A 21352-nucleotide genomic window follows, 5' to 3' on the forward strand; every position below is an offset into this window, starting at 1 on the left:
AGCTATAAAATGACGCCCCCGCGTCAGGAGCAATACTAGGCCTCCCCAAACATTTGCGTGGCTAAACCAGCAACATTTGGAATCTTCTGTACAGGGGCCAGAACCAACTTCCCGAAGACAGCCCGCAGGTCAGCGATGCCTGCCAAGATGCGGCCGATCCCGACGCTGTTCTGCAGGCGTGGCGACGCACTACCCGTTAGCCCGTGCTCTGATCCAATGCGCCAAGGAGCCAATCGAATTCGGGGCCGTCGCGTCGGATCTGTCGAACTCGGACTTCGAGCTGCTGCGAGGAGTTACGTCGATTCACGCCGAGTAGGACCGGCCGCGGCGCCTGGCCGATTGCCTGAGATCGACGACATTGGACCGGTGGATGGCGGGCCGTAGCAATCCGCGGTCACATGGGTACTCGCCGGCGGAGGCGTTCACCACCGCTGCGACGTCGAGTTCGACGACGTGCTTGCCGCGGGGCTGCTCATCCTTGACCCGGACACCGGTGGGTATCGCCGCACGCTCCATATGCTCGGCTGATCAACCTCTCACAGCGGGTGCGCAGCGGTCTGGAGCAGCGCACTCCGCCGTTAGAGTATCAGCCTCACCCATCATCACTACGGTCTTAATCCTTAATTCATCGGGCATGCGGCACATTTGGATATGCCAGGAATTTCGAAATCTCGCGATCGATCGCGGTCTCATGCGTCTGGAAAATTCCGCATCTTTGCGAGTTGACCGATGCTGAACTGCCCACCGGCCGAAGGAGAACCCAATCCACTAATACCCCAGGCTATTTGAGAAAACTGCCAGGTCACGTGAGAGCGGATATCGGGGCGACAGGATAGTTGATGATTCATCAGATGCAATATGCAGTGGTTTGCCGCTCGATCCTGCCGTATTCCTTCCCGATGCGCAGCAGCGAATAGGTCGAGATGCGGCAGGGGAGAGGCGCTGCTTACCGGGGTGGCCGCAGACGGACCACCTGGTACCTCTTCTCAAGGGTCCGAGACAACTAGGGGAGGAACGGGTTGAGTACCGGCGGGATAATTTGGTTGCCGGTCACGCCGGTGAATCGGATAAAGATCTGGGCGGGAATATTTACCGATTGGTAGATACCGGCGCCGATCCATGAGACCGGTACCTGTAAGAAGCTGGGCACCGCATCGACGATGCCGCTTATCGGGTCGAACACCAGGTAGGGAATCGTGGCCACGATCGTGCGCGACACCAGAGTCAGGTCGGTCGCGATATCGGGATAACCCTGTGCGGCGAAATCGGCGCTGAGCACGCTGTACAGGTTGGCGCCGGGATCAACATAGGTGCCATCAAAGCTGGGCGACGTCAGGGGCGCACCCTGCATATACGGTAGCGGCGGAATGCCGAATTGATCCATAATCGTCGGCGTCGTACTCGCGATCTGCCACGAGTTGTTGATAAACCCGTCCTGCATATCATTGCCGGCCTGATCGAAAATCAGGAATGTCGCTGTCTCCAGGGGAGATTGGAAGCCGTGAGTGATGCCACCGAGCTGGGCGGGCCCCACTTCACCATGGTCGGTGACCACGAGCACGGAAAACTCCTCGCCGGGGTTGGCGTTCTCCCATGTCCATATCGCACCCAACAGCCCACCACCGCCCTCGGTTTGGGAACCAAGGTTGTAGTCCATGTTCCGAAGCGCCAGCGCGTACTGCGGCGAATCACCACCGTATGCATGCGCGTTGACGTCGGGACCCGTGAAGTAGGAGAAGATGAGATTGCCCTTGTCTGGGTTGGCGGCCAGAATTGCGGCCTGGGTCTTCTCGCCGACCAGATTCGACGTCGCTATCCAGTCCGTGTCGCCCGCGACCTGCGGGACGAATTCGATGGTGTCGGCGGGATTCGAGCCGGCGCCGGCGATTTCGGTTATGACGTCCCAATCAGCGATGACGGTGGTGTTGACTTGGTCGCCATAGGTGTTCTCAAGGAAGTTGTACACCGTCGGCCATGTGTCATAGGTCCACGGGGTGAAGACGTTGTTGGTCACCCCGGCCGTTTCACCCGACACACCGGTCTGAATCGTCGTCCACGAGGGGTTGGAGATGGTGGTGTGCCCGACGATCGTCGACGCAGAAGTCACGCCTTGCGCCATCAGCGCGTGGAAGTTCGGGGTGCCACCGGGATCGGCCAGAATTCTGCTCAGATTCGTGCCGTCGGTGCCGATCAACAGGAAATTCGCATCCGGTGTCGCCAAAAGCAAAAGAGCGGCCTCTTCCGGAGACGCGAACATCACGTCTGGGTAATACATCCCAGCCGGACCGATCGCCCCCGGGGCACCCAACAACGACAACGCGCTGCCCCCGATCCCACCGGTCCCAGCCGGGATGCCGCCGCCACCGACACCCCCGGTGCCGCCGACCCCGCCATTGCCCAGCAACCACCCGCCCGTGCCGCCGGTGCCGCCGGTCCCGCCTCGGATACCGCCGGCCCCGCCGAGTCCACCATTACCGATCAACCCGGCATTGCCGCCGCGCCCTCCCATCTGACCCGGCCCACCTGACCCGCCCGTGCCGCCATTGCCCCACAGAATCCCGCCGTCCCCACCCGCTTGCCCAGTGCCGGGCACGCCGTTGACCCCGTCACCAATCAACGGACGCCCCAACAAAAAGTTCGTCGGCGCATTGATCACACCCAACACGTCCTCGGCGAAGGGCTGCAGCAGGTTGACATTGGCCGCCTCCGCAACCGCATACGACTCGCTGGCGGCACTCAAGGCCCGCACAAATCGCCCATGAAACGCCGCCACCTGCGCACTGACCGCCTGATATTCCTCGGCCTGACCGGAAAACAGCGAGGCAATCGCCGCCGATACTTCATCACCAGCAGCAGCCGCCAGCGCGCTGGTCGGAGCCAACGCCGCCAGGTTCGCCGCCGTAACCGAAGATCCGATAGCCGCCACATCTGCCGCGGCCGTCGCCAACACGTCCGGTGCGGCAATCAGATACGCCATCGTGGTCCTCCCACCCGGCCACTTCGAAACCATCGGAAGATGAGACGCTGCCCATACTCGCACGAATCCGGCAGCCCCGATGGCAGTTGCGTCCAGCCGACTGGTGCACCGACCACAAGTACCGACCGATCAACCCGCCACGGCAAACCCCGATCGGTTGCACGACTCGTCGTCAACCGTGATGACTGCAGACACGAAACGTATTGCCACCAGCGGTCATCGCGCTGCTCGAGCTGCGGATGCTGCACGGAATCGCTGTGCTTGCTTACAACAGGAATCCCGTCGAGTTGCTTGCGATGTCGCGACGGACTGTCGCTGCTGGGCAGTGCCGATCATGCTTGAGAACGTGCTGCCACTGATGGGAATCACCGCGCGCCCCACGAACACTCGGTTGATCAGCCTCTCACAGCGGGTGCGCAGCGGTCTGAAACAACACAGCTGTTTAGGTCGTTTGACCCAGCAGCACAACGGGTGTTGGCGAATTCCGCATTAACTGGTACCTCCGCTTAAGGTTCCGAAGCAAGTGTGCTTGCTACGCGTGCGGTTGACGAGTCCTAGGTTAGGAATGGGTTGAGCACCGGCGGGATGATTTGGTTGCCGGCCGCCCGCAAGGCACCCAAGTGAGTTTTCAGTGATCGTGCACTAACAAATGCCGGCTCGCGTCTCATGGGTTTACGATGTCGCCGTGGCGGATGTGACGGTGGCAATATTTTCGTTCACCAGGAACGAAGCGACCGCCGTGGCGGAGTTGCTGACACGCCTTTACATCGATTTGCCGTTGTTCGGAACAACGGTGTGGACGCCGACAAGGCCGGGGGAAGAGGCATTAGAGGGCCGCCTGTCTGACGGCCGGACGGCAAGGGTGGAGCACCATCCACTGAGTGCCCAAGGGAACGTCGTCGCAGCGGCCGCTCTCAGCAGGTCGACCCGCGAGAACCGGGCCGACTACTACGTCTTCTACGGCTGCTGCGGAACAGTCGACTCGAAGCTGGTTGGTCAGGTGTTTCGGGCCGAAAGGGTGTCATACCTTTCATTAGGAGTGGTAGCTGCCTCAGCCGACGGCGAAGTCGTCAAGCTACAGAACAAATGGATCGTCCGTACGCAACCTAGCGAGCAAGCTCCGCTTGACGCGATTGAGATGCGGGCCGGGTCAGCTGGTGCTCCGGGTTCTGTGTGGGGACTGGATCTTCCGGACGCCCACGTTCTGGCAACCGACAAGGTGATCAAGATCTCGCCAGGTGTCGCGCCAATGCCAATACATTCGCCATCCAACGGTCCCATCTATCCCAAGGGGGACTGGACGTACTCGCTGGCGCTTGCCCTGTACTCCCGAATGGCGACTAAGCCCGTACTCATCGACATGGAGTCCTTCGGTATCGCTTCCACGATGCGCGCGTTGGGCTTATGTGAGCGCGTGCTCGTCCTGCGCGTTGCAACAGACTCCTTGAGTGATAAGGCGGATCAAAGCGATCTGGATCAACTCGACTTCCTGAGAGCGGGTTTGGCCGAGCTGGCTGCTGCGATAGCTACTATCTTGGGACTCTAATGACGCTGGAGCGGAAACCGCGGACACTCGAGGACGAGGTGCGTAGATTGCGCGCCGGCATTGTGAAGCCCGCGCCCTCGACGCGTGACCCGCGGGAATCGGAAATGGTTCGTGTCGTGTCGGCCGCGTCCCTCGCCTGGGACGGTCAGGTAGACCGGGTCGATCGTTTCTCGCGTCCGCTCCTGCCATCCGGCACCCAGACTGAAGAGCGAGCCAACCCGGCGGTGACATCACAGCTTTTCTTGGCACAGGTGGCTTCCGACTATCGACGTGTGGCGTCATGCGAACTCGACCTCCACGAGGTGGAAGCACGGCGGAATTCAGACAACGGCGCGACGGCCCTAGAGCGTGCCGGTGTTGTAAGCCGACCAGTGGCGCCGCTAGCCCTCGGACAGTACCTTGCGGCTCACGAACATGCCGCGGATAAAGACTTGGCGAGTGTGTTGGTGCCATGGATGTTGTCTGCGGAGGATGCAGATCTCGAATCGCAATGCGCTGCGGCATTCGGCGATGTGCTCGGTCCCTTGGTTCAGGTCGCAGTGGACCAGTCGCATGACCGCACTCCGGTGGTGCTGCCTAGTTGGTCTAACCGTGTGGGAGATGCATGGTGCAAAGAGTTCCTCGCAGCGGGGGCTCAGATTCTGAAACGTCCGGCCTTGCTTAGCTCTTCACAAATCGACGGGGATGTGATCATTTCTTCCCGCGACGGCTTAGTTGATGTAACGGAGACCATAAACAATGTCGTTGCACTCGCAGAAGCCTTCCGCCCCGTGGAAGATGTGAGAGTCAGTGCCGCTGGAAACAAACCGAAGATCGACCTCGTTCTATCGGGCGATAGTCTCAGACCAGACGAGCTCAATCTGTTTATGACTAGTGTGCAGGACATGCCCGCAGATGTAATGATCCTGGCCAGCCAACGTTCCGGATAACTAGTCGCCGTTACTGATTCGCAAGGCTGGATGGGTTCGCCCATTACCGCTGATGTCGCAGGCAACTGAGGGAGGAGCCGGTTGGCGCAGCGGATTATACCGACCCGATTTACTGTAGCCCGCCACATTTTCTCCTGCTCATGTGGGTCGCCGTGAAACCGTAGGCGGCGCCGACGGGGGATGTTGCGATACCCGGCCGGCCGTGCCCTAGGGGTGGTGCGCGAGACCGCCGGGTTGATCGAGGCCAAAATTTCGCGACGGTCTCGGTTGAGCAAAGTTACTGCAGCCTACTCGCGAAGGGACGGCCGATATCGCCTGTTTGCCTTTAGTGTTGGATGGTATGGCCGGACTGAATAATTGCGTGAAGCGCTGGCGCACAGCGCTTCACGTAGCCGTGTCGGCATTGATGGCTGCCATCCTCGGACTTGCCACCACCCCCGTAGCTCATGCGGCTGCGGCCACGGCGACGTTGTCGGTGACATCGACGTGGCAGACCGGTTTCATCGCCCACTTCACCATCACCAACTCGAGCATAGTGCCGCTAACCGACTGGAAGCTTGAATTCGACTTGCCGGTAGGAGAATCCGTCTTACATACGTGGAATAGCACCCTCACCCAATCTGGCACGCACTACGTTCTCACCCCCGCGAATTGGAACCGCATCATTGCACCCGGCGGTTCAGCCACAGGTGGCCTAAGAGGCGTGCTGTCCGGTACTTACTCGCCACCATCGAATTGTGTGCTCAACGGGCAATATTTTTGCACCTAGAGGCTGTGTGCGCAGCAAAATGCTGCCTCGCCGAGGCAATACCGAGTCGTGCGCGCTCGCCGACTGGCCTTTGCTACCTATCGAGAAGCGTGGTGAATGCGCGCCTATCGTAGAGCGAAGCATTAGCATCGATCGAGCCAATCAGCACGGTGGGTACGCCGTCTGGGTGCGCCTGCTGAGCGTTCGTGTAAGCCAACTGGGACGCCGTGACCCATTGCTGGTAGCTGGCCGCGCGCACTGCATCGGCGAATGCCGGGGAGTTCAGAGCGGGAACGGAACCGGCTGCGCTCAGCAGAAACTCGGTGGTGAACCCGTCGGAACCCTCAGCAGGTTGGTGATCGAACAACCACTGGTGGTAGGCGGGGAAGCCACCCACCTCAACGGAGGCACGAACGGCGTTGGCGGCCCGCGCCGAACTCTCGCCACCAAGCATGCCGTCCAACAGTGACGCGATCACATACCGCACCTTGATACTGCCTGCGGCAGCCCGTGTCGCCAATTCCGGGCCATTGACACGTTCGAAGCGGGCGCAATAAGGACATTGGAAGTCCTCGTATACCAGGACGGTCTTTGGCGCGTTGGCGTTGCCCACCTCGATGGCCACTCCATCGGGGGCCATCCGAGCGGGAAGAGTGAGCAAGCTATCTCCGGGTTTGGCCGATGATCCCGATGGTGTGGATGCCGACGGCGAGCAGCCGACCACGGTCGCAGCCAGGCACAACACCGCCACTGCCCACGCCAATCGACGCATGCCAACTCCTTTTATGTCTCAGTTACGGTCGACCCGAAAGTCGGCGGTTAAGCCATGGGTTAGGTGAGGGGACCCGTTTGGTGGTCCAGTCGCCATGCGGCTTGATCACCAAAACGGGCCCCCCGGAAGCCCGCGTGATCATCGAAGACCGGCGCTACGAGCACTCCAACGCAAACCGACCCACTCCGCCCACGGCGAACTTACCCCAGCCAAGTTTGCCCTACAGTGGGCCACGACCCGCCAAACCCCAAGCCGCATAGCGCCTGGACCACCAACCGGGCCCCCGGGCGGATCCCCGCGGGCCGCAACCGGCCCTATGTCTACATTTTGTCTACACAAGGTCCATGGCAACAGAAAACCACAACTGTCCGAGTCCGCCGGCCAGATTCTGAGCGGCTCCAATCTCGGGCCACGGCTCGCCAAACCACCGTGGTCGACGTCGTGCACGCAACCATCGACGCCTTGGAACGGCAGGAGTTCCTCCGGGGACTCAACGGGGATTTGCCAGCGCCTGCGCACTAGCCCCGAACTGTGGGAGCAGTACCTGGCCGAGCGTCACGAGTGGGACGCCCTGGCTTGATCTGGCGAGGGGAGGTCCACTACGTCGACCTCGGCCAGCCGGTCGGCCACGAGCCGGCCTTTCGACGCCCAGCGGTCGCGGTGTCAGTCAACATTCGCAACAACGGACCGGGCGCGCTGGTGGTCGTTGTCCCGATCACGACCGCCAGTTACGGGCTGCCAAGCCATGTCGAACTGGAACCAGAGGGCGGCGGGCTAGACCAAGTCGCCTACGCTCGCTGCGATCAACTGCGAGTGGTCTCCATCGAACGACTGTCATTTCGCCATAGCATGATCGCCCCAGACCAATGCGCGCCATTGACCAAGCACTGCGCTTTGTCCGCGATCTATGATCGCTCGGCTACCCGCTCGTGCATCCTCAAACGGGCGGTGGACCAGTCAACGTGAGACGGGCACTCTACTGGTGACTCGCCATATTCGATCCGACCGCAATCCTTCATCCAGCCGGCGTCGGCTTCGGCGGACGTGCACGAACTGGCGCCTGGCGATCCGGCGGCCCTATTTGCCGAAACCCGCAGTTACACGCGGGTTTTGGTTGGGTGCACCGGGGGCGGTTAGCGGTGAGGCGACCGACTGGGTTCTGATTCGTCAGGTCAAAACGGAGTACTTGACTGGCCACCACCCTGCTATTCGTTTGCTGCATATTGTCAACGACTGGGCGGGCAGTGGGCGCCTCGCTGGAGACGTCTCACCGGTGATACAATCTGGATGTGAACACAGTGAGTGTGCGCGATCTACGCAACAACGGGGGAGAAGTACTCCGCCGCGTTGAGCACGGCGAGCGGATCGTGGTTACACGCGACGGTGTACCTGTGGCCGAACTGCGCCCCTTGCCCCGTTCCAGCGCCAGCCCGACTGAACTGATTCGTCGCCGCAAGAATCTCCCGCGAGTGAACCCAGATGCCCTCCGCCGCGACATCGACAATCTGATCGATCCGTCGCTGTGACCGAGGCTTCGAGACGGGGAATGCTGGACACCTCCACAGTGATTCTCCTCGGCGAGATATCCGAACCGGCCGAACTGCCCGACGAATCGGTGATTAGTGCGATCACGCTGGCGGAGTTGTCCGTAGGCCCGCATGTCGCACACGATGATGCTGAGCGCAGCGCACGTCAGCAGCACCTGCAGCAGGCTGAGACTGACTTTGACGTCGTTCCGTTCGACGGCGATTGCGGGCGGGCATTTGGCGGCGTTGCCGCGGCACTGCGGGCATCGGGGCGCAAGCCCGCCGCGCGTGCGTACGACGCACTTATTGCGGCGAGCGCGATCGCGCGTGGTGTTCCGCTCTACACCTGTAATCCAGACGACTTCGCCGGTATCCCGCGGCTGGAACTTCGACCGGTCACTCACCCGCACCATCAATAGGTAGGGGTTCTTGCCCGCCGCCACCCCCAGCGGGGCCGGTCCGTGGAGAACCGGTGCAGCCAGGCCCGCAACTCGGCTTCTTCGGCGGTGATTGGCGGCGGCTGCAGGCGCATCGTGGACCCCGCTCAGCCCGCCGCCTCTCGACGACGAATCGGGGCCTGCTACCCGGCGCTCCGGTATCCACCGGGACAGGACTCCCACCCGCTAGTCCAGTCCAACCTTCAGGACGCAACATAAGCGCAATCTAGGTGCGTGACGATGCCGGACTCTCCACTAGAGTCCGTGCAGGACATGTCACCGAACCGTCTCGGGACGGAGTAGCCGTGGACCCAGGCGATCACAAAAAGACGATTACGGCCCGCGATGCCGCGCTCGGCCGGGTGCTGGCATACCGCGGGCGGGCCGGGCCAGGCCGATGCCGATTCGCACGACCCTGGCCGTCGTCGTCGGCGTGCTGCTGGTCGCGTGCATCCGGCTGATTGTGTTGCTTCCCGAGACCGGAGTCCCGGCGTTCCCGGTCGCCCTTCGCCTGTTGGTGGTCGAGGTCGATCGGGCCGCACGCGAATGCGCGGACCGACTGGCGCTTCACCCAGGTGCGTGAGCGGTCCCATCGACAGTCAGGATTTGTCTGCGCGGCAATCCTGACAGTCTTGCTGCTGGCGGCCGTCGCCCTCGTGTGGTTGTTGGTCTACGAGCTCTGAAAGGTGGGTCAATGACGATAGAGCAGGACCGAGAGGTCAAGCAACGCGGCGTAATGCAGTACGTCACTACGCTGTGTGTGCGGTACGTCGAACGCTTCATGCCGGATCCGTACCTGTTCGCGGTCGTGCTGACCCTTATCGTCGTCGGACTGTGCGCGCTGCTCGTCAAGGGTGCGACGCCTCAAGGCATGCTCAAGGCGTGGTACGGCGGAGTGTGGGGGGCGCAGAATATCTTCACCTTCGCGTTTCAGATGGTGCTGATTCTCGTGACCGGTTACATGCTCGCCGAGGCGCCGATCCTGAAGCGGGCCATCATTCGCATCGCCAGCAAGCCAAAGAACCAGGTTCAGGGAGCTCTGCTGTGTTTCGGTGTGAGCGCCGTCTTTTCGTTGCTGAACTGGGGACTCGGACTGGTGGCGGGTGCCCTGGTCGCTCGCCAGGTCGCGAAAAGGCGTGCGGGCGCCCATTTCGGCTACCTCATCGCCGCGGCGTTCATGGGCTTTATCGTTTGGACGCAGGGCCTGTCGTCGTCAATCGCGCTCGCGAACACCGACACGGACAGCCCAATCAACGTGATACACAAGATGACTGGCACGAACGTGCCGCTGAAGCTGACGATCTTCCAGCCATACAGCTGGGTGTCCGCGATCGTGGTGCTGTTGCTGCTCGCCATCGCGATCTGGCGGGTGGAGCCGAAGGAGAGCCTCGAACCCGACCCCGCCGTGTTCGAGGAGGAGGTAGCGCCCGCGACGGGCGATTCCGACCAACCTGATCGGAGGCGAACATTTGCTGAGTGGCTGGAAGACCTGTGGATCCTCAATGTCTTGGTGTTTGTCGCGGGGATAACGTACTTCTGGCTCAGTGGCTTTGTGCTGCACATCTCCTCGATGATCATGTTGCTCACCGTCACGAGTGCGTTGCTACACCGCACACCGATTCGCTTCATTCACGCATTCTCCGGGGCGGCGAAGGTGTCCGGTCCGTTGCTGCTGCAGTACCCGCTCTACGGCGGCATCATCGGGCTGCTGGGTTACCTGCCCGAGCCGTCGGGCAAGGCGCTGCAGACAGTGCTCGCCGAGGCGCTCGTGACGGGCGCGAACCAGTACACCCTCCCGTTCCTGACCTTCATCGGTTCGGTCATCATCTCGTTGTTTGTGCCATCCGGCGGCGGGCACTGGGCCGTGCAGGGGCCGGTCGCGGTTGACTCCGCGCTAGCCCTTGGCCAGCGCTCGCCGGCCTACCTCGGACTGATTTCGATGTCGGTAGCGGTGGGCGAGGGGGTCGCGAACATGATTCAGCCGTTCTGGTTGCTGCCACTGCTCGCCATCGCGAAGCTGAATGTCCGCCAGGTGATGGGCTTTACTATCATCGCCTTCCTGATCGGCCTGGTCGTGTCGAGTGCTGCGGTTCTCATTGCCCCGCAAGTGTTATAGACCCGCGAGCGCGCACCTTCGCAGCGAAACTGCACGACCTCTTGCTCAGCAGGTTCGCAGTAGGGCGCACCGAGCGGCGGCACCCCTACCGGATCGGCTTTTCGCGCGGACGCGATGGCGCTGGGCGGCAGCGGAGCCAGCCCGTATCTCACAGCATCGACGCCAGCAGGCGGTTGTGCACGTAGGCGAACGAGCTGCCGGGGTCCGAGAAGGGGCCCGTTTTGTGGTCCAGTCACTATGCGGCTTGGGGTTGGTGGGTCGTGGTCCACTGTAGAGCGAATTCGGTTGGGGTGAGTTCGCCGTGCGCAGAGTGGGGTCTGTTGGCAACCGGACAATCACACGCAGACGTATTCGCATTACATGCGAATAACCAACTGTTACCGGTGAACCTGCAGATTCGATTCCGGCGTATTCGCCCCTGAGGCACGTGGTTCTGCAGTAGCGAGTAGCGCCACACGGTTGGGAAGGGTTGCTAAACAGCCGCAGCGCGTTTTGGTCCCCGCGGATCGTGCAGTGTCTGCGCATGAAGCAGGAGGGACTGTCCGGTCTCAATATAGTTGGCGGACGGATCCTGGCATCCGCCATCATTTTCGACACGATTGCTTGTATACCGGTCTCGATATAGATGGCGGTTCCATTCAGGCCGCGGGGTAGCCGACCCATCCGTCGCGAGATGCTGGATTCGTCAACGGCGCGTTATCCGAGCCGGGGAGCTTCACAGCCTACAATTTGGCCTGTTGGCGTGATGGTTGCAGACCAGCGTGGCACTTCTCTGGGTGATAAATCCCTTTGCCCGATACCTAGGGGGCTGGCCTGCACAACCAGGGGGCCGGCTCGACGGAGGTGGGTGCCGCTTAGCGCGCCGGTGTGGGGTCCCAAGATAGGAAGGAGGCGCCCGAACGATGACTAGTTGGGCGCGCTTCTGGGCCGTTGACTTTCACGTCCACACACCGGGTTCACAGGATGCAAAAGACGAACACTACGGAGCGCCGGAGGACATCGTCGCTGCCGCCATCGCAGCCAAGCTCGACGCCATCGTCATCACGGATCACAACACGGTCTCGTGGTGCAAAGACATCGCCGACGCCGCCAATGGCACGCCGTTGGTCGTTCTGCCCGGTGTCGAAATCAGCACTACCGAGGGGCATCTCCTCGCTGTCTGGGAGCAGGGAACGGACCCGAGCCTGATCGAGGAGGTGCTCGTCAAGCTCAATATCGGCCAGGCCGACCGAGGCAAGCTGGACATCGCGGCCGATGTCGGCTTTTCTCACGCGGCGGCGAAGGTGGCCGCCTCCGGCGGAGTGGCCATCCCAGCTCATATCGAGAAAGACAAGGGCCTGATGCGGCTCACCGTCAAGGCCCACGTAAAGGAGATACTGCTCGACGCCGCCATCAGCGCAGTCGAGGTGGTCCATCTCGACACGATCGAAGACGTGCGAAACAGCCTTGCCGAGCAGCGGAATCTGGCCTTCGTCCGCGGATCGGACACATGGAACAAGGACCAGAGTTGTCACGCGCTGTCCGGCATCGGTGCGCGTCGCACATGGATCAAAGCCAGTCGCCCAGACCTCGTCGGCATCCGCCACGCATTGGCCGACCCGGCACTGCGAATCTCCTTGGAGGAGCCGCCCGCGCCAGCCTCGTACCCGTGCATCGAAGACATCGATTTCATTGGCGGGTTCCTTGGCGGACAACGGATCGAACTCTCTCCGGATCTGAACTGTCTGCTGGGCGGGACAGGCGCGGGCAAGTCGCTGATTCTGGAGGCGGCACGGTTCGCTCTGAACCAGCAAGTGGACGCCGACGCATTCCCCAATATTCGCCGCGAGATCGACTCTCGCATGGCCAAGGCGCTCATGAACAACAGCATGGTCGTGCTGCACGTGACGTGTGACGGCAAGCGCTACCGGATCGAGCGCACCTTCAACACCGGTGGAACGCCCGCTGCCCGAGTGCTTCAGCAGACCGGAACCGATTGGGCCGAAGTCGATGTCGACCCCGCAGCCCTTTGTCCAATCGCGGCATTTTCCCAAGGGGAGATTCTCGAGTACTCAAGAGAGCCGGTCGGTCGCATGACCCTTGTCGATGCGTCAATCGATCTCGATGAAGTCAACGTGTCGATCAGCTCGGGTATCGGCGGCCTGCAGGCCAACGCCCGCAAACTGATCGCCGCACGACGCCGTGTCCAGAAGCTGGAGTCCGAGGCCGCTCAGGAGGCCGAGCTCGCCGAGCAGGTACGTCAACTCACCGACCTGTTCAAGACCGAGACCGTCAAGGAGCAGTCGGGGTGGACCAACGAGCAAACGAGCCTGCGTCGAGCCATGAAGAGTGTCGATGACATTGAACTTCCCGATTTCGACCTGCCCGACGTCGAGATCAGTGAGTCGGTCGCTGCAAACGCAGGCATCTTCGCCGAGGTCAGCTCTGCACTTGGACGCCTCCACCAGCGGGTCGGCGCGGGGAGGAAGGAGATCGGCGAGGCACTCGCAGAGGCTTCCGGCGCGCTGGCGCGGATCCAGGGCGAGTGGACTACTCGGTTTGAGGGATTCAAACGACGCCTCGACGAGGAGCTCGAGAAGATCGACCCTGAGGCCTCGCTGACGTCATTGCGCGCAAGCCTTGAGCAGCTGCAGTCGAAGCTGACCCAGGCCCAGGCATCGAAAACCGAACTTGACGAACGGGCACTGCCCGAACTGGACAGGCTGCAACGCGAACGTGAGGAACTCATCGAGGCTCTCCATGATGTGCGGCGCAAGCGTCGTGAAATGCGCCGCGCGCGAGTGGTGGAACTCAATACCAAGGCTGCCGGTTTCGTCAAGCTGGACATTCCCAGTCAAGGCGATGAGTCCGATTTCCGCAATGCACTTGACAGGATCAAAGTTGGATCACGCGTGAGGGACGACTTCTTGAATCAGCTTGCGTTGCGGACGCATCCGCTGAAATTTGCCCGGTGCATGTGGACGCAGGACCTCTCAGCCCTCGTGGATACAGAGCACGGAATCGACATGGCCAGTCTCGCCAAACTGCTGACCAACATAGATGAACGCAACCTCTGGGAAGATCTCTTGGAGCTGCAGTCGATCGACCGTCCGGATGTGCTCACCATCAAGTTCAAGAAGCCGGACGACGACGCTTACACCGCGATCGAAGAACTTGCCCACGGCCAGAGATGCACCGCGATTCTGGTGATCTTGCTCGCCGACGGCAACACACCGGTCCTGGTTGACCAACCGGAGGACGCGCTACACGCGCCGTGGATCGAGGAGTACCTCGTCGACCGGCTGCGGTCGTTGCGCGGTAGTCGGCAGTATCTCTTTGCCACGCGCAGTCCCGGCATCGTAGTCAGCGGCGACGCTGAGCAGATCGTCACGATGAAGGCAACTGCAGGGCACGGCGAAGTCGAAGCTGTGGGCTCACTCGAGCGTTACGAACTCAACGCTTTGGCGCTGGAACATCTCGAAGGAGGGCGAATTCCGTTCAGCCGACGTACCTTGAAGCTGAAGGTCTCGGTCGACCCCCCGGCACCGTAGAGAGATGTTTACCTGCGACGACGCCTGGACGGGCTGAGTCGTGTTGACGATGATGCTGTTGGTCAACGTGTTCTAAGTGACTCGCACTCTGACGCTCGCGGCTGGCATCAATTTCGATGAGGGGTTCTGGGCACGAGAAATCAATTCGTGCATGGGTTCTCGGTCACTGCTGCGAGTATCGGCTGCCTGAGCGGCTTAAGCGCCGCCTACGAAAGCGCGACAATTTGACCCACACCGCATCAAACTTGCCGCCCCGCGAGGTATGCGTCGACATCATCCTCAGGCCAGACTCGGGTCGTGTTGTTCACGCGTACGAAGAAGACCCTTTCGTCCTTGCTCGTTTTCGCCCACGCCCCAGCACCGTAGCGACCAACATCGACACGGCATATCTCTTTCCCTTCGTGCACAACGATTCTGGCCCGCACCAGAGTCGTCGGGTTGTGACCGAGTGCGTTGATCAAGTGCGTGGTTAGCCAGTTCACGAAACCATCGCCATTGGGCGGTTTCACGCAGTCATAATCAGGATCGAGCCCGAGGACCGCACGCTGGTTGTCGACACCGATCAGGAGGGTTCCGCCATCTGTGTTGAGGAACGCTGCGATGGTCTTGACCACTGCGTCTTCCATCGCCTTGTTCCTTCGGCTTTCCCGAACATCCCACCTGGCCGTGGACTTGAACTCAACCGAGAAATCCTCATCATTCTCGATCAGTTGCTCGACAGTGCGTAGCTGCGCTTCTCTCCGGTGGAGTTCGTCCGCAACGCGTGCTGCGATCTCTTCGTTGGTGCGGATCAGCTCGATCACTTCATCGCTCATACTCGCCAAGTCCGGCAGCTCAAGGGTGGCCACCGGCACACCAGAGGGCACAGGCTGCACATGTTCCCCGCGGTACACCGTTGATCCGTCATCGCCGTACGCGCTCAAGAGGTGGTCAAACACTGCCTGAACTTTGGAGTTGAACAGATCGAACGGGTATGGGTCCGCCGGCAAAGTCTCGTCCAGTACTTGTCGGATAGTCGATTTCACGTCAGCGGCTGTCGCAGCTTTCCGACGCCAATCCAGCACGACCTTGTCATGGACGTGCGAGAGCAGCCGCTTGGCGCTGGACTTCACGACGGCACGCTCATCGTCTGTGAGCACTGGATCAGGCTTGGTGAGCAGGTCGAAAATGGCCAGCTCTTCTTCGCTCAAGTCCTCACGTGCAGCGCGTTGCTCCTCATCAGTGAGAGTGCGAGAAAGCTCGATCAATCGCCGCAGGTACTCATCGATGTTGACGCTGCCGGCGTTGTACTCATCGATTAGATCCTCGATCCGCTGAACGAGGTCGTAACGGGTCGGGTTGCGCGTCGCCGCAGATGCTGCCCGCTGTTTCAGTAACTCAGCAAGCCGGTCGGTCTCGGCGCGTTTACGTCCAGCGAATTGGGCTGCCAGAGCGTCGAAGTCGATTTGCGATAGGTCGATGAGAGGATCTGGCTCGCTGCCTTCTGCGGCAGCTCGGATGACGTACTCCTCAGCACCGACGGACCGGTCAAGCAGTGCGTCCACAGCATCTGACACGGCGGATATGTCGGCCTTCGCTGGCCGGGTTACATCGGCGATCCGCTCGGCGACAACCCGGATTGCAGCCACAGTCTGCTGGAGGGAGGCAGCTTTGGGATCGGGGAGTAGTCCCTTGAAGAGCTTGCGTACTTGCCGTGCGCTGGCCATGAACGTTGTGCGCACATCCTCATCGACCAACAGCGCTTCCACCGCGGCATCACGCAATGCGATGTGTTCGAATCCCGAGGCATCACGAAGTGCCGGAAGATCAACGCCTTGGGCGGCGCAGAAGGCTACGAGGTTGTCGATCGCGGAGGTCAGCTCGCCAAACAGCGCATCAAGATCCTGGATCGGCGACCCAATGTCGCTCTCGGCGTGCGCGGCGCCGTAGATCGCCAAGGCCTTCTCAAGGTTTCGGAACACGCCGACGTAGTCGACGATCAGGCCGTTGTCCTTGTCCGGGAACACCCGGTTTGCACGCGCGATCGTCTGCATCAAGGTGTGGTTGCGCATTGGCCGGTCGAGATAGATCGTCGACACGCTGGGAGCGTCGAACCCGGTTATCCACATCGCGCATACGAAGACCAACCGCAATGGATCTTCGGCATCCTTGAACCTCTCGGCCAGATTCTCGCGGTTCATCCGCTCGCGGTGCGGACGGATGTCCAAGCCGACGCTGTCGAGTGCGGCTATTTCGTTCTGGCCCTGGGAGACGACAACTGCCATATCCGTCGTCTCCATTAGTTTGATTCGACTTGCCAGCCAGGGCCTTTCGAGCTCAGGGAGGGCGTCGTGCTGCGTCCGCAATTCTGCAAGGTGCTCATCCCATGCCGCACGTACGTAGTCGTACATGCGAACTGCGGCGGCTTTATCCAGTCCGACGTACATCGCCTTGCCCGTGAAACCACGTCCTACAAAATGCGTGACGAGGTCTTGCGCAATCTTGCGGAGCCGTTCTGGACGGGTCAGCAGGGTGTACTGCTTGCCGAATCGCCGAGCGAGCTGGCCTTCTGCTGCCTCGTCGAGTTCTGCCGCCTCCAAGAGACTCTCGAGTTCTTCCTCGAAATCCTCATTGACGAGCTGCAGCTCTGGTATTCGGTTCTCGTAGTAGAGCGGAACTGTCGCTCCGTCTTCGATGGCGGCGCGGAAGTTGTATGTACTGACGTAATCGCCGAACTGCTGCTTGGTGAGCTCCTCACCGACGATCAGCGGGGTTCCGGTGAAGCCCATGAAGGAAGCATTTGGCAACGCGCGTCGCATATTCAGTGCGAGAGTGTCGTATTGGCTTCGGTGTGCTTCGTCGGTGATGACTATGACGTCAGATCGGTCCGACAGCACCGGCATCGACTTCTCGCCCTTGCCCGGTTGAAACTTGTGGATCAGCGTGAAGACATAGCGGTGGTCTGCGGAGAGTAACTCGCGCAGGTGGGCGATGGAGGAGGCGTGGACCTTGGCTTCCGCAGGTATCGCGCCGGCGTCGGCGAACTCGCCATGCAACTGAAGGTCGAGTTCTGTGCGGTCTGTGACAATCACAAAGGTCCACGCGCCCGGAATCTGCCGCAGGACCTTCTGCGTGAACCACAACATCGAGAGCGACTTGCCTGAACCCTGCGTGTGCCAAAAGACGCCGAGCCGCTTGTCACCTGTCCCACGCACCTGGTAAAGGTTGTCGATCGCGGCATTGACACCGTGGTGCTGATGGCTACGAGCGACCGCCTTGATCAGGCCGCCCGGCCTTTCGATGTAGGCGACGAAGTTCTCGATTAGGTCCAGCAGGATGTGCGGCGTGCAGGTGCCTCGGATCGCAGTCTCCAAGGCGATGCCGCCGCGGTTGCTCTGGGCGTCGATAACGGTCCAGTCACCAAAGAACTCCCACGATGCGTAGGTAGCCCCAACCTTCGCGTCTCGTCCGTTGGAGAGAACGATGAGTCCGTTTGGCACGAAAAGCTGTGGAATTGTGTCGCGGTAGTCGGTGAGGTTCTCGTCGTATGCCGCCTTCACAGGGCGGTTGGGGTCCTTAAATTCAAACAGCACCAATGGGATGCCGTTGACGAACAGCACCGTATCGGTCCGTCGACGGTACAGGTCGCCTGCGAACCACATTTGCGGAACGGCGACCCACTCGTTCTTCGTCGAAACACGAAAGTCGACGTACTGCACCGTCGCGTACCGCCGCTCGCCGTGTTCGTCCGTCCACTCGGCACGGTAACCGTCACGCAACAGCTTGTAGACTTCCCGATTCGCGCGCACCCTGTCCATCAGCGACCGGTCCCGCGCGATAGCGGTTAGCGCTTCCTCGCGAATTGTCTCGGGGATGAGCGGATTTAGGTCACGGAGGGCATCGCGGAGCCGATGCGTAAGCACGACATCGTGCATCGATTCGCGGCCCAAAGTTCCTCCAGGGCCGAAGGTTTCTTGGAATCCGCTAACGACAGTCCAGCCAAGCTGTTCAAGCAAGGCGAGGCTGGGCCGCTCCACCAGACCAGCTTCGGTGTACGGCCCTGTCATTACGCCACCGCCCCTTGGGCCAGCGAGTCTAGATCCAGCCGGGAGATGTCGATTTGCCCAGTGACGAGCTTTGGCAGGAGCAGGTCTCGCATCTTTGCAAGGCACTGATTTTGCCGTTCCAACGCTGAACCTTCCGAGGCTAACGCTTCGGACATCTTGGCGAACTCGATCATCAGTCGATCAGGAGGTCTAATGAATGGCTTGCTGTAGGCGAGGTCGCGGCTCAGACCCGGAACTGCGGCGTGGGTATTGAGGAACTCCGTTCGGCGCAGTTGTTCGACGATGAATCTGAACGGCAGAGCCGACTCGACGAAGTATGTCGTATCGATTGGCCAGCACGGACCATCGATCCATGTCACGCTGCCAACATTGCCCTTTCTTCCGACGACAATTGCTGGACCGGCGACTTGGGCATCATTGTGCCACCCAACAATGCCGGATGAACCCACGACTGCAACGTCACCACCACTGCGGGCATCGGCCTTCAGCGCCTTTCCATACTTCAGTTCGATAACTCCGCCCAGGGTGAGGGCGTGCCAGCCCTCGGGGATTGGACCGACAGACGAGTCAACCAGAGGCACGTCCTCGTGGCCGGGAAACCGGAACCGTACAAACCACTCGCGGTAGCTTGTCCGCACGATCTCTTCCAGTACCTGGACTCGTCGCCCATTGTTCTTGATCAGGCCATCGAGCACGTCAAGGATTCGCCCAACAATCTCCTGCATCGGACGAGGCAGCAGAGGAACCACTACCGCTCGTAGTTCAGGTTGCCGAATGCCGCTCACGGTGGTTCCGCTGGCACGGCGCATAAGGCTTGCTCGGGCCTGCGGCGACCTCAGATAGTGAAAAAAGAATTGCGGGTCAACTTTCGCGCAGTCGGGTCTCAACAGAATCACCCGCTGCGCCAGCGCGATGCGCGCATCACTCCCTACCTGCGCAACTTCGCCGAGCGGCGCTTCTGTAGTAATGAGAATGTCACCCGCACTCGGTAAGCCACGCCGCATCCAGCTGTCGTAGATTTCTTCCGCGATGTACTCGCGAGGTTCTGGCAGAATGATGCCGCCCTTAATCACCTTCGCTGTTATCAGTGGGACGCCGGACGGTGACTTGGGTGGAGTCTTGCCTCGGTAATCGATCAGAGCTTCAATCAAGTCCCCGATTGCACGATTCTCGCTCACGCGTCCAAAACTCCCTGGACAGCAGCATCGACTTGGGCTCGAAGCACGAGGGCTTCGTCGCTGAGCCGTGAGAATTCCTCGTACAAGCCAGCGACCTTCTCGAGGAAGTCCTCACCATCTTCCTCGACTGCTGCAGTCCCGGCATAGCGCCCCGGGTTGAGGCTCCAGCCTTGTGCTTCAATCTCGGAGCGGGTTGCGGTCTTGCATAGCCCCGGAATATCGACGTACCTCCCATCCGGAAAGTACTCGTTAACAAGTGCTGCGCTGCCGTCGGCAGTCTCAAGCTGTTCGCCGCGATAGAGTCGAACAACGTTGGCGAGGAACTCGATCTGTTCTGGAAGGAAGTCCCGGTGCGCGCGATCAATCTGTCGGTAAAGGTGCCGCGCATCGATGAACAAAACCGCGTCTTCGCGCTCCGTCCCTGACTTACCGCGGTCGAGGAACCACAATGTCACCGGCAGAGTGACGGTGTAGAAGAAGTTCGTACCGATCGCGACCATCACATCGACCGCGCCGGATTCAATCAACTTCTGCCGAATGTCTCGTTCCGAGTGCCCCGCATCACCGGCCGAGTTCGCCATGACGAACCCAGCGCGCCCCTTGGTGCTCAACGCTGAGTTAAAAAGCTGAATCCACAAGTAGTTTGCGTTGTCAGGCTTTGGAACCCCGAACGCGAAACGCTTGTCGCCGGCCAGTTTGTCCTTGTCGACCTTGTCCACGTTGAATGGGGGGTTCGCCATGACGAAGTCGAATGCTTCCACCGAATCGTGTGGATCCTCGTAGTAACTGTTACCGAGGCGAATGTCACCCGACAACCCGTGGAGTGCGAGGTTCATCTTCGCAAGCGGAACCGTTCCCTCCTTCTGCTCGACGCCGAACACCGAGAGCTCTCGGGCAGCCGACTTATGATGTCGCTCAACGAACTTTGCGGATTGCACGAACATGCCACCGGACCCGCACGCAGGATCGAGCACCCGTCCGTGGAACGGCTCGATGATCTCCACGATCAGCCGGACAATCGAGTAGGGAGTAAAGAACTCACCGCCGAGACGGCCCTCGCTGGCCGCGAAGTTAGACAGAAAGTCCTCATAGATAAGGCCGAACGCATCACCGGACAGCTGGCGCGGCAGCGGAGCGAACAGCCGCAACAGCTCGGTGAGCGTGGACTTCTCCATGCGTTGGTAACCCCGCGGCAGCACGTCGCGCAGTTCTGGGTTCGCCTCCTCGATCGCCTTCATCGCCTCGTCGATCGCCTTGCCGAGGTTCTGGCTCTCAGGAAGGTCGACCAGGTGCGAGAGGCGGGCCGCGTCGGGCACATATAGCGCCGACTTGGCGCGATAGTCGTCCGGTGTCACCGGCCGGCGGGCCGTGGCCTTGGCCTCCAACTCGGGCCGGACCTGCTCGAACCGAAACTCCGCATAGGCGAGGAAGATCAGCCCAAGCACTGGGCCCCGATACTCGGCGGGGGAAAGCGTCGAGTTCGCACGCAGCTCGTCGGCGGCGGCCCAGAGCGTGCGACGGACTTGTGCAAGATCATCGGTTTTCAA

Annotated in this window: 15 protein-coding genes; 9 read left to right on the plus strand and 6 right to left on the minus strand. The window is 60.9% G+C overall.

The genetic code is table 11. The features are described from left to right. Nucleotides 1–303: 303 nt before the first annotated feature. Nucleotides 304–516 carry a hypothetical protein gene (locus AADZ55_RS12765; protein WP_085327633.1) on the minus strand — a complete coding sequence of 71 codons (213 nt, stop codon included), beginning with the start codon at nt 514–516 and terminating at the stop codon, nt 304–306. A 487-nt stretch (nt 517–1003) separates the two neighbouring features. Next, nucleotides 1004–2977, minus strand: coding sequence for a PE domain-containing protein (locus AADZ55_RS12770; RefSeq protein WP_341286192.1), 1974 nt, complete (start codon nt 2975–2977; stop codon nt 1004–1006). A gap of 685 nt (nt 2978–3662) precedes the next feature. Between AADZ55_RS12770 and AADZ55_RS12775 the strand changes: the two genes are divergently transcribed. From AADZ55_RS12775 to AADZ55_RS12785, 3 genes are all read left to right on the plus strand, one after another. Then, complete coding sequence (locus AADZ55_RS12775; RefSeq protein WP_133056425.1) at nt 3663–4523, plus strand: hypothetical protein; 861 nt, start codon at nt 3663–3665, stop codon at nt 4521–4523. Continuing rightward, nucleotides 4523–5452 carry a hypothetical protein gene (locus AADZ55_RS12780; protein WP_085325348.1) on the plus strand — a complete coding sequence of 310 codons (930 nt, stop codon included), beginning with the start codon at nt 4523–4525 and terminating at the stop codon, nt 5450–5452. The genes AADZ55_RS12775 and AADZ55_RS12780 overlap by 1 nt, the downstream gene beginning before the upstream one ends. Before the next feature lie 340 nt (nt 5453–5792). Beyond that, on the plus strand, nt 5793–6221 hold the full coding sequence (locus AADZ55_RS12785; protein ID WP_085325349.1) for a cellulose-binding domain-containing protein: 429 nt from the start codon (nt 5793–5795) through the stop codon (nt 6219–6221). Between the two features lie 73 nt (nt 6222–6294). On the opposite strand, the gene AADZ55_RS12790 is transcribed toward AADZ55_RS12785, so the two are convergent. Then, the gene (locus AADZ55_RS12790; protein WP_085325350.1) at nt 6295–6972 is read right to left on the minus strand and encodes a DsbA family protein; all 678 of its coding nucleotides are present in this window, start codon (nt 6970–6972) and stop codon (nt 6295–6297) included. A 561-nt stretch (nt 6973–7533) separates the two neighbouring features. Between AADZ55_RS12790 and AADZ55_RS12795 the strand changes: the two genes are divergently transcribed. From AADZ55_RS12795 to AADZ55_RS12820, 6 genes are all read left to right on the plus strand, one after another. Beyond that, the gene (locus AADZ55_RS12795; RefSeq protein WP_242670161.1) at nt 7534–7938 is read left to right on the plus strand and encodes a type II toxin-antitoxin system PemK/MazF family toxin; all 405 of its coding nucleotides are present in this window, start codon (nt 7534–7536) and stop codon (nt 7936–7938) included. 323 nt (nt 7939–8261) lie between these two features. Beyond that, nucleotides 8262–8498, plus strand: a complete 237-nt coding sequence (locus AADZ55_RS12800; RefSeq protein WP_085325351.1) for a type II toxin-antitoxin system Phd/YefM family antitoxin — start codon at nt 8262–8264, stop codon at nt 8496–8498. After that, nucleotides 8495–8917 carry a type II toxin-antitoxin system VapC family toxin gene (locus tag AADZ55_RS12805; RefSeq protein ID WP_242670162.1) on the plus strand — a complete coding sequence of 141 codons (423 nt, stop codon included), beginning with the start codon at nt 8495–8497 and terminating at the stop codon, nt 8915–8917. Before AADZ55_RS12800 ends, AADZ55_RS12805 begins: the two co-directional genes overlap by 4 nt. A gap of 415 nt (nt 8918–9332) precedes the next feature. Then, nucleotides 9333–9518, plus strand: a complete 186-nt coding sequence (locus AADZ55_RS12810) for a hypothetical protein (RefSeq protein ID WP_242670163.1) — start codon at nt 9333–9335, stop codon at nt 9516–9518. Nucleotides 9519–9671: 153 nt separating this feature from the next. Next, nucleotides 9672–11051 (plus strand): TIGR00366 family protein, encoded by a 1380-nt coding sequence (locus AADZ55_RS12815; protein WP_278248610.1) that lies wholly within the window; start codon nt 9672–9674, stop codon nt 11049–11051. A 902-nt stretch (nt 11052–11953) separates the two neighbouring features. Continuing rightward, on the plus strand, nt 11954–14581 hold the full coding sequence (locus AADZ55_RS12820; protein ID WP_085325354.1) for a PHP domain-containing protein: 2628 nt from the start codon (nt 11954–11956) through the stop codon (nt 14579–14581). A gap of 239 nt (nt 14582–14820) precedes the next feature. Here AADZ55_RS12820 and AADZ55_RS12825 read toward each other — a convergent pair whose 3' ends face one another. The 3 genes from AADZ55_RS12825 to AADZ55_RS12835 are packed head-to-tail and all read right to left on the minus strand — an operon-like array spanning nt 14821 to nt 21352. Further along, on the minus strand, nt 14821–18627 hold the full coding sequence (locus tag AADZ55_RS12825; RefSeq protein WP_085325355.1) for an HsdR family type I site-specific deoxyribonuclease: 3807 nt from the start codon (nt 18625–18627) through the stop codon (nt 14821–14823). Continuing rightward, nucleotides 18627–19805 carry a restriction endonuclease subunit S gene (locus AADZ55_RS12830; RefSeq protein WP_165759387.1) on the minus strand — a complete coding sequence of 393 codons (1179 nt, stop codon included), beginning with the start codon at nt 19803–19805 and terminating at the stop codon, nt 18627–18629. Before AADZ55_RS12830 ends, AADZ55_RS12825 begins: the two co-directional genes overlap by 1 nt. Further along, nucleotides 19802–21352, minus strand: a complete 1551-nt coding sequence (locus tag AADZ55_RS12835) for a type I restriction-modification system subunit M (RefSeq protein WP_085325356.1) — start codon at nt 21350–21352, stop codon at nt 19802–19804. Before AADZ55_RS12835 ends, AADZ55_RS12830 begins: the two co-directional genes overlap by 4 nt.

The organism is Mycobacterium decipiens (assembly GCF_963853665.1).
Taxonomy (GTDB): domain Bacteria; phylum Actinomycetota; class Actinomycetes; order Mycobacteriales; family Mycobacteriaceae; genus Mycobacterium; species Mycobacterium decipiens.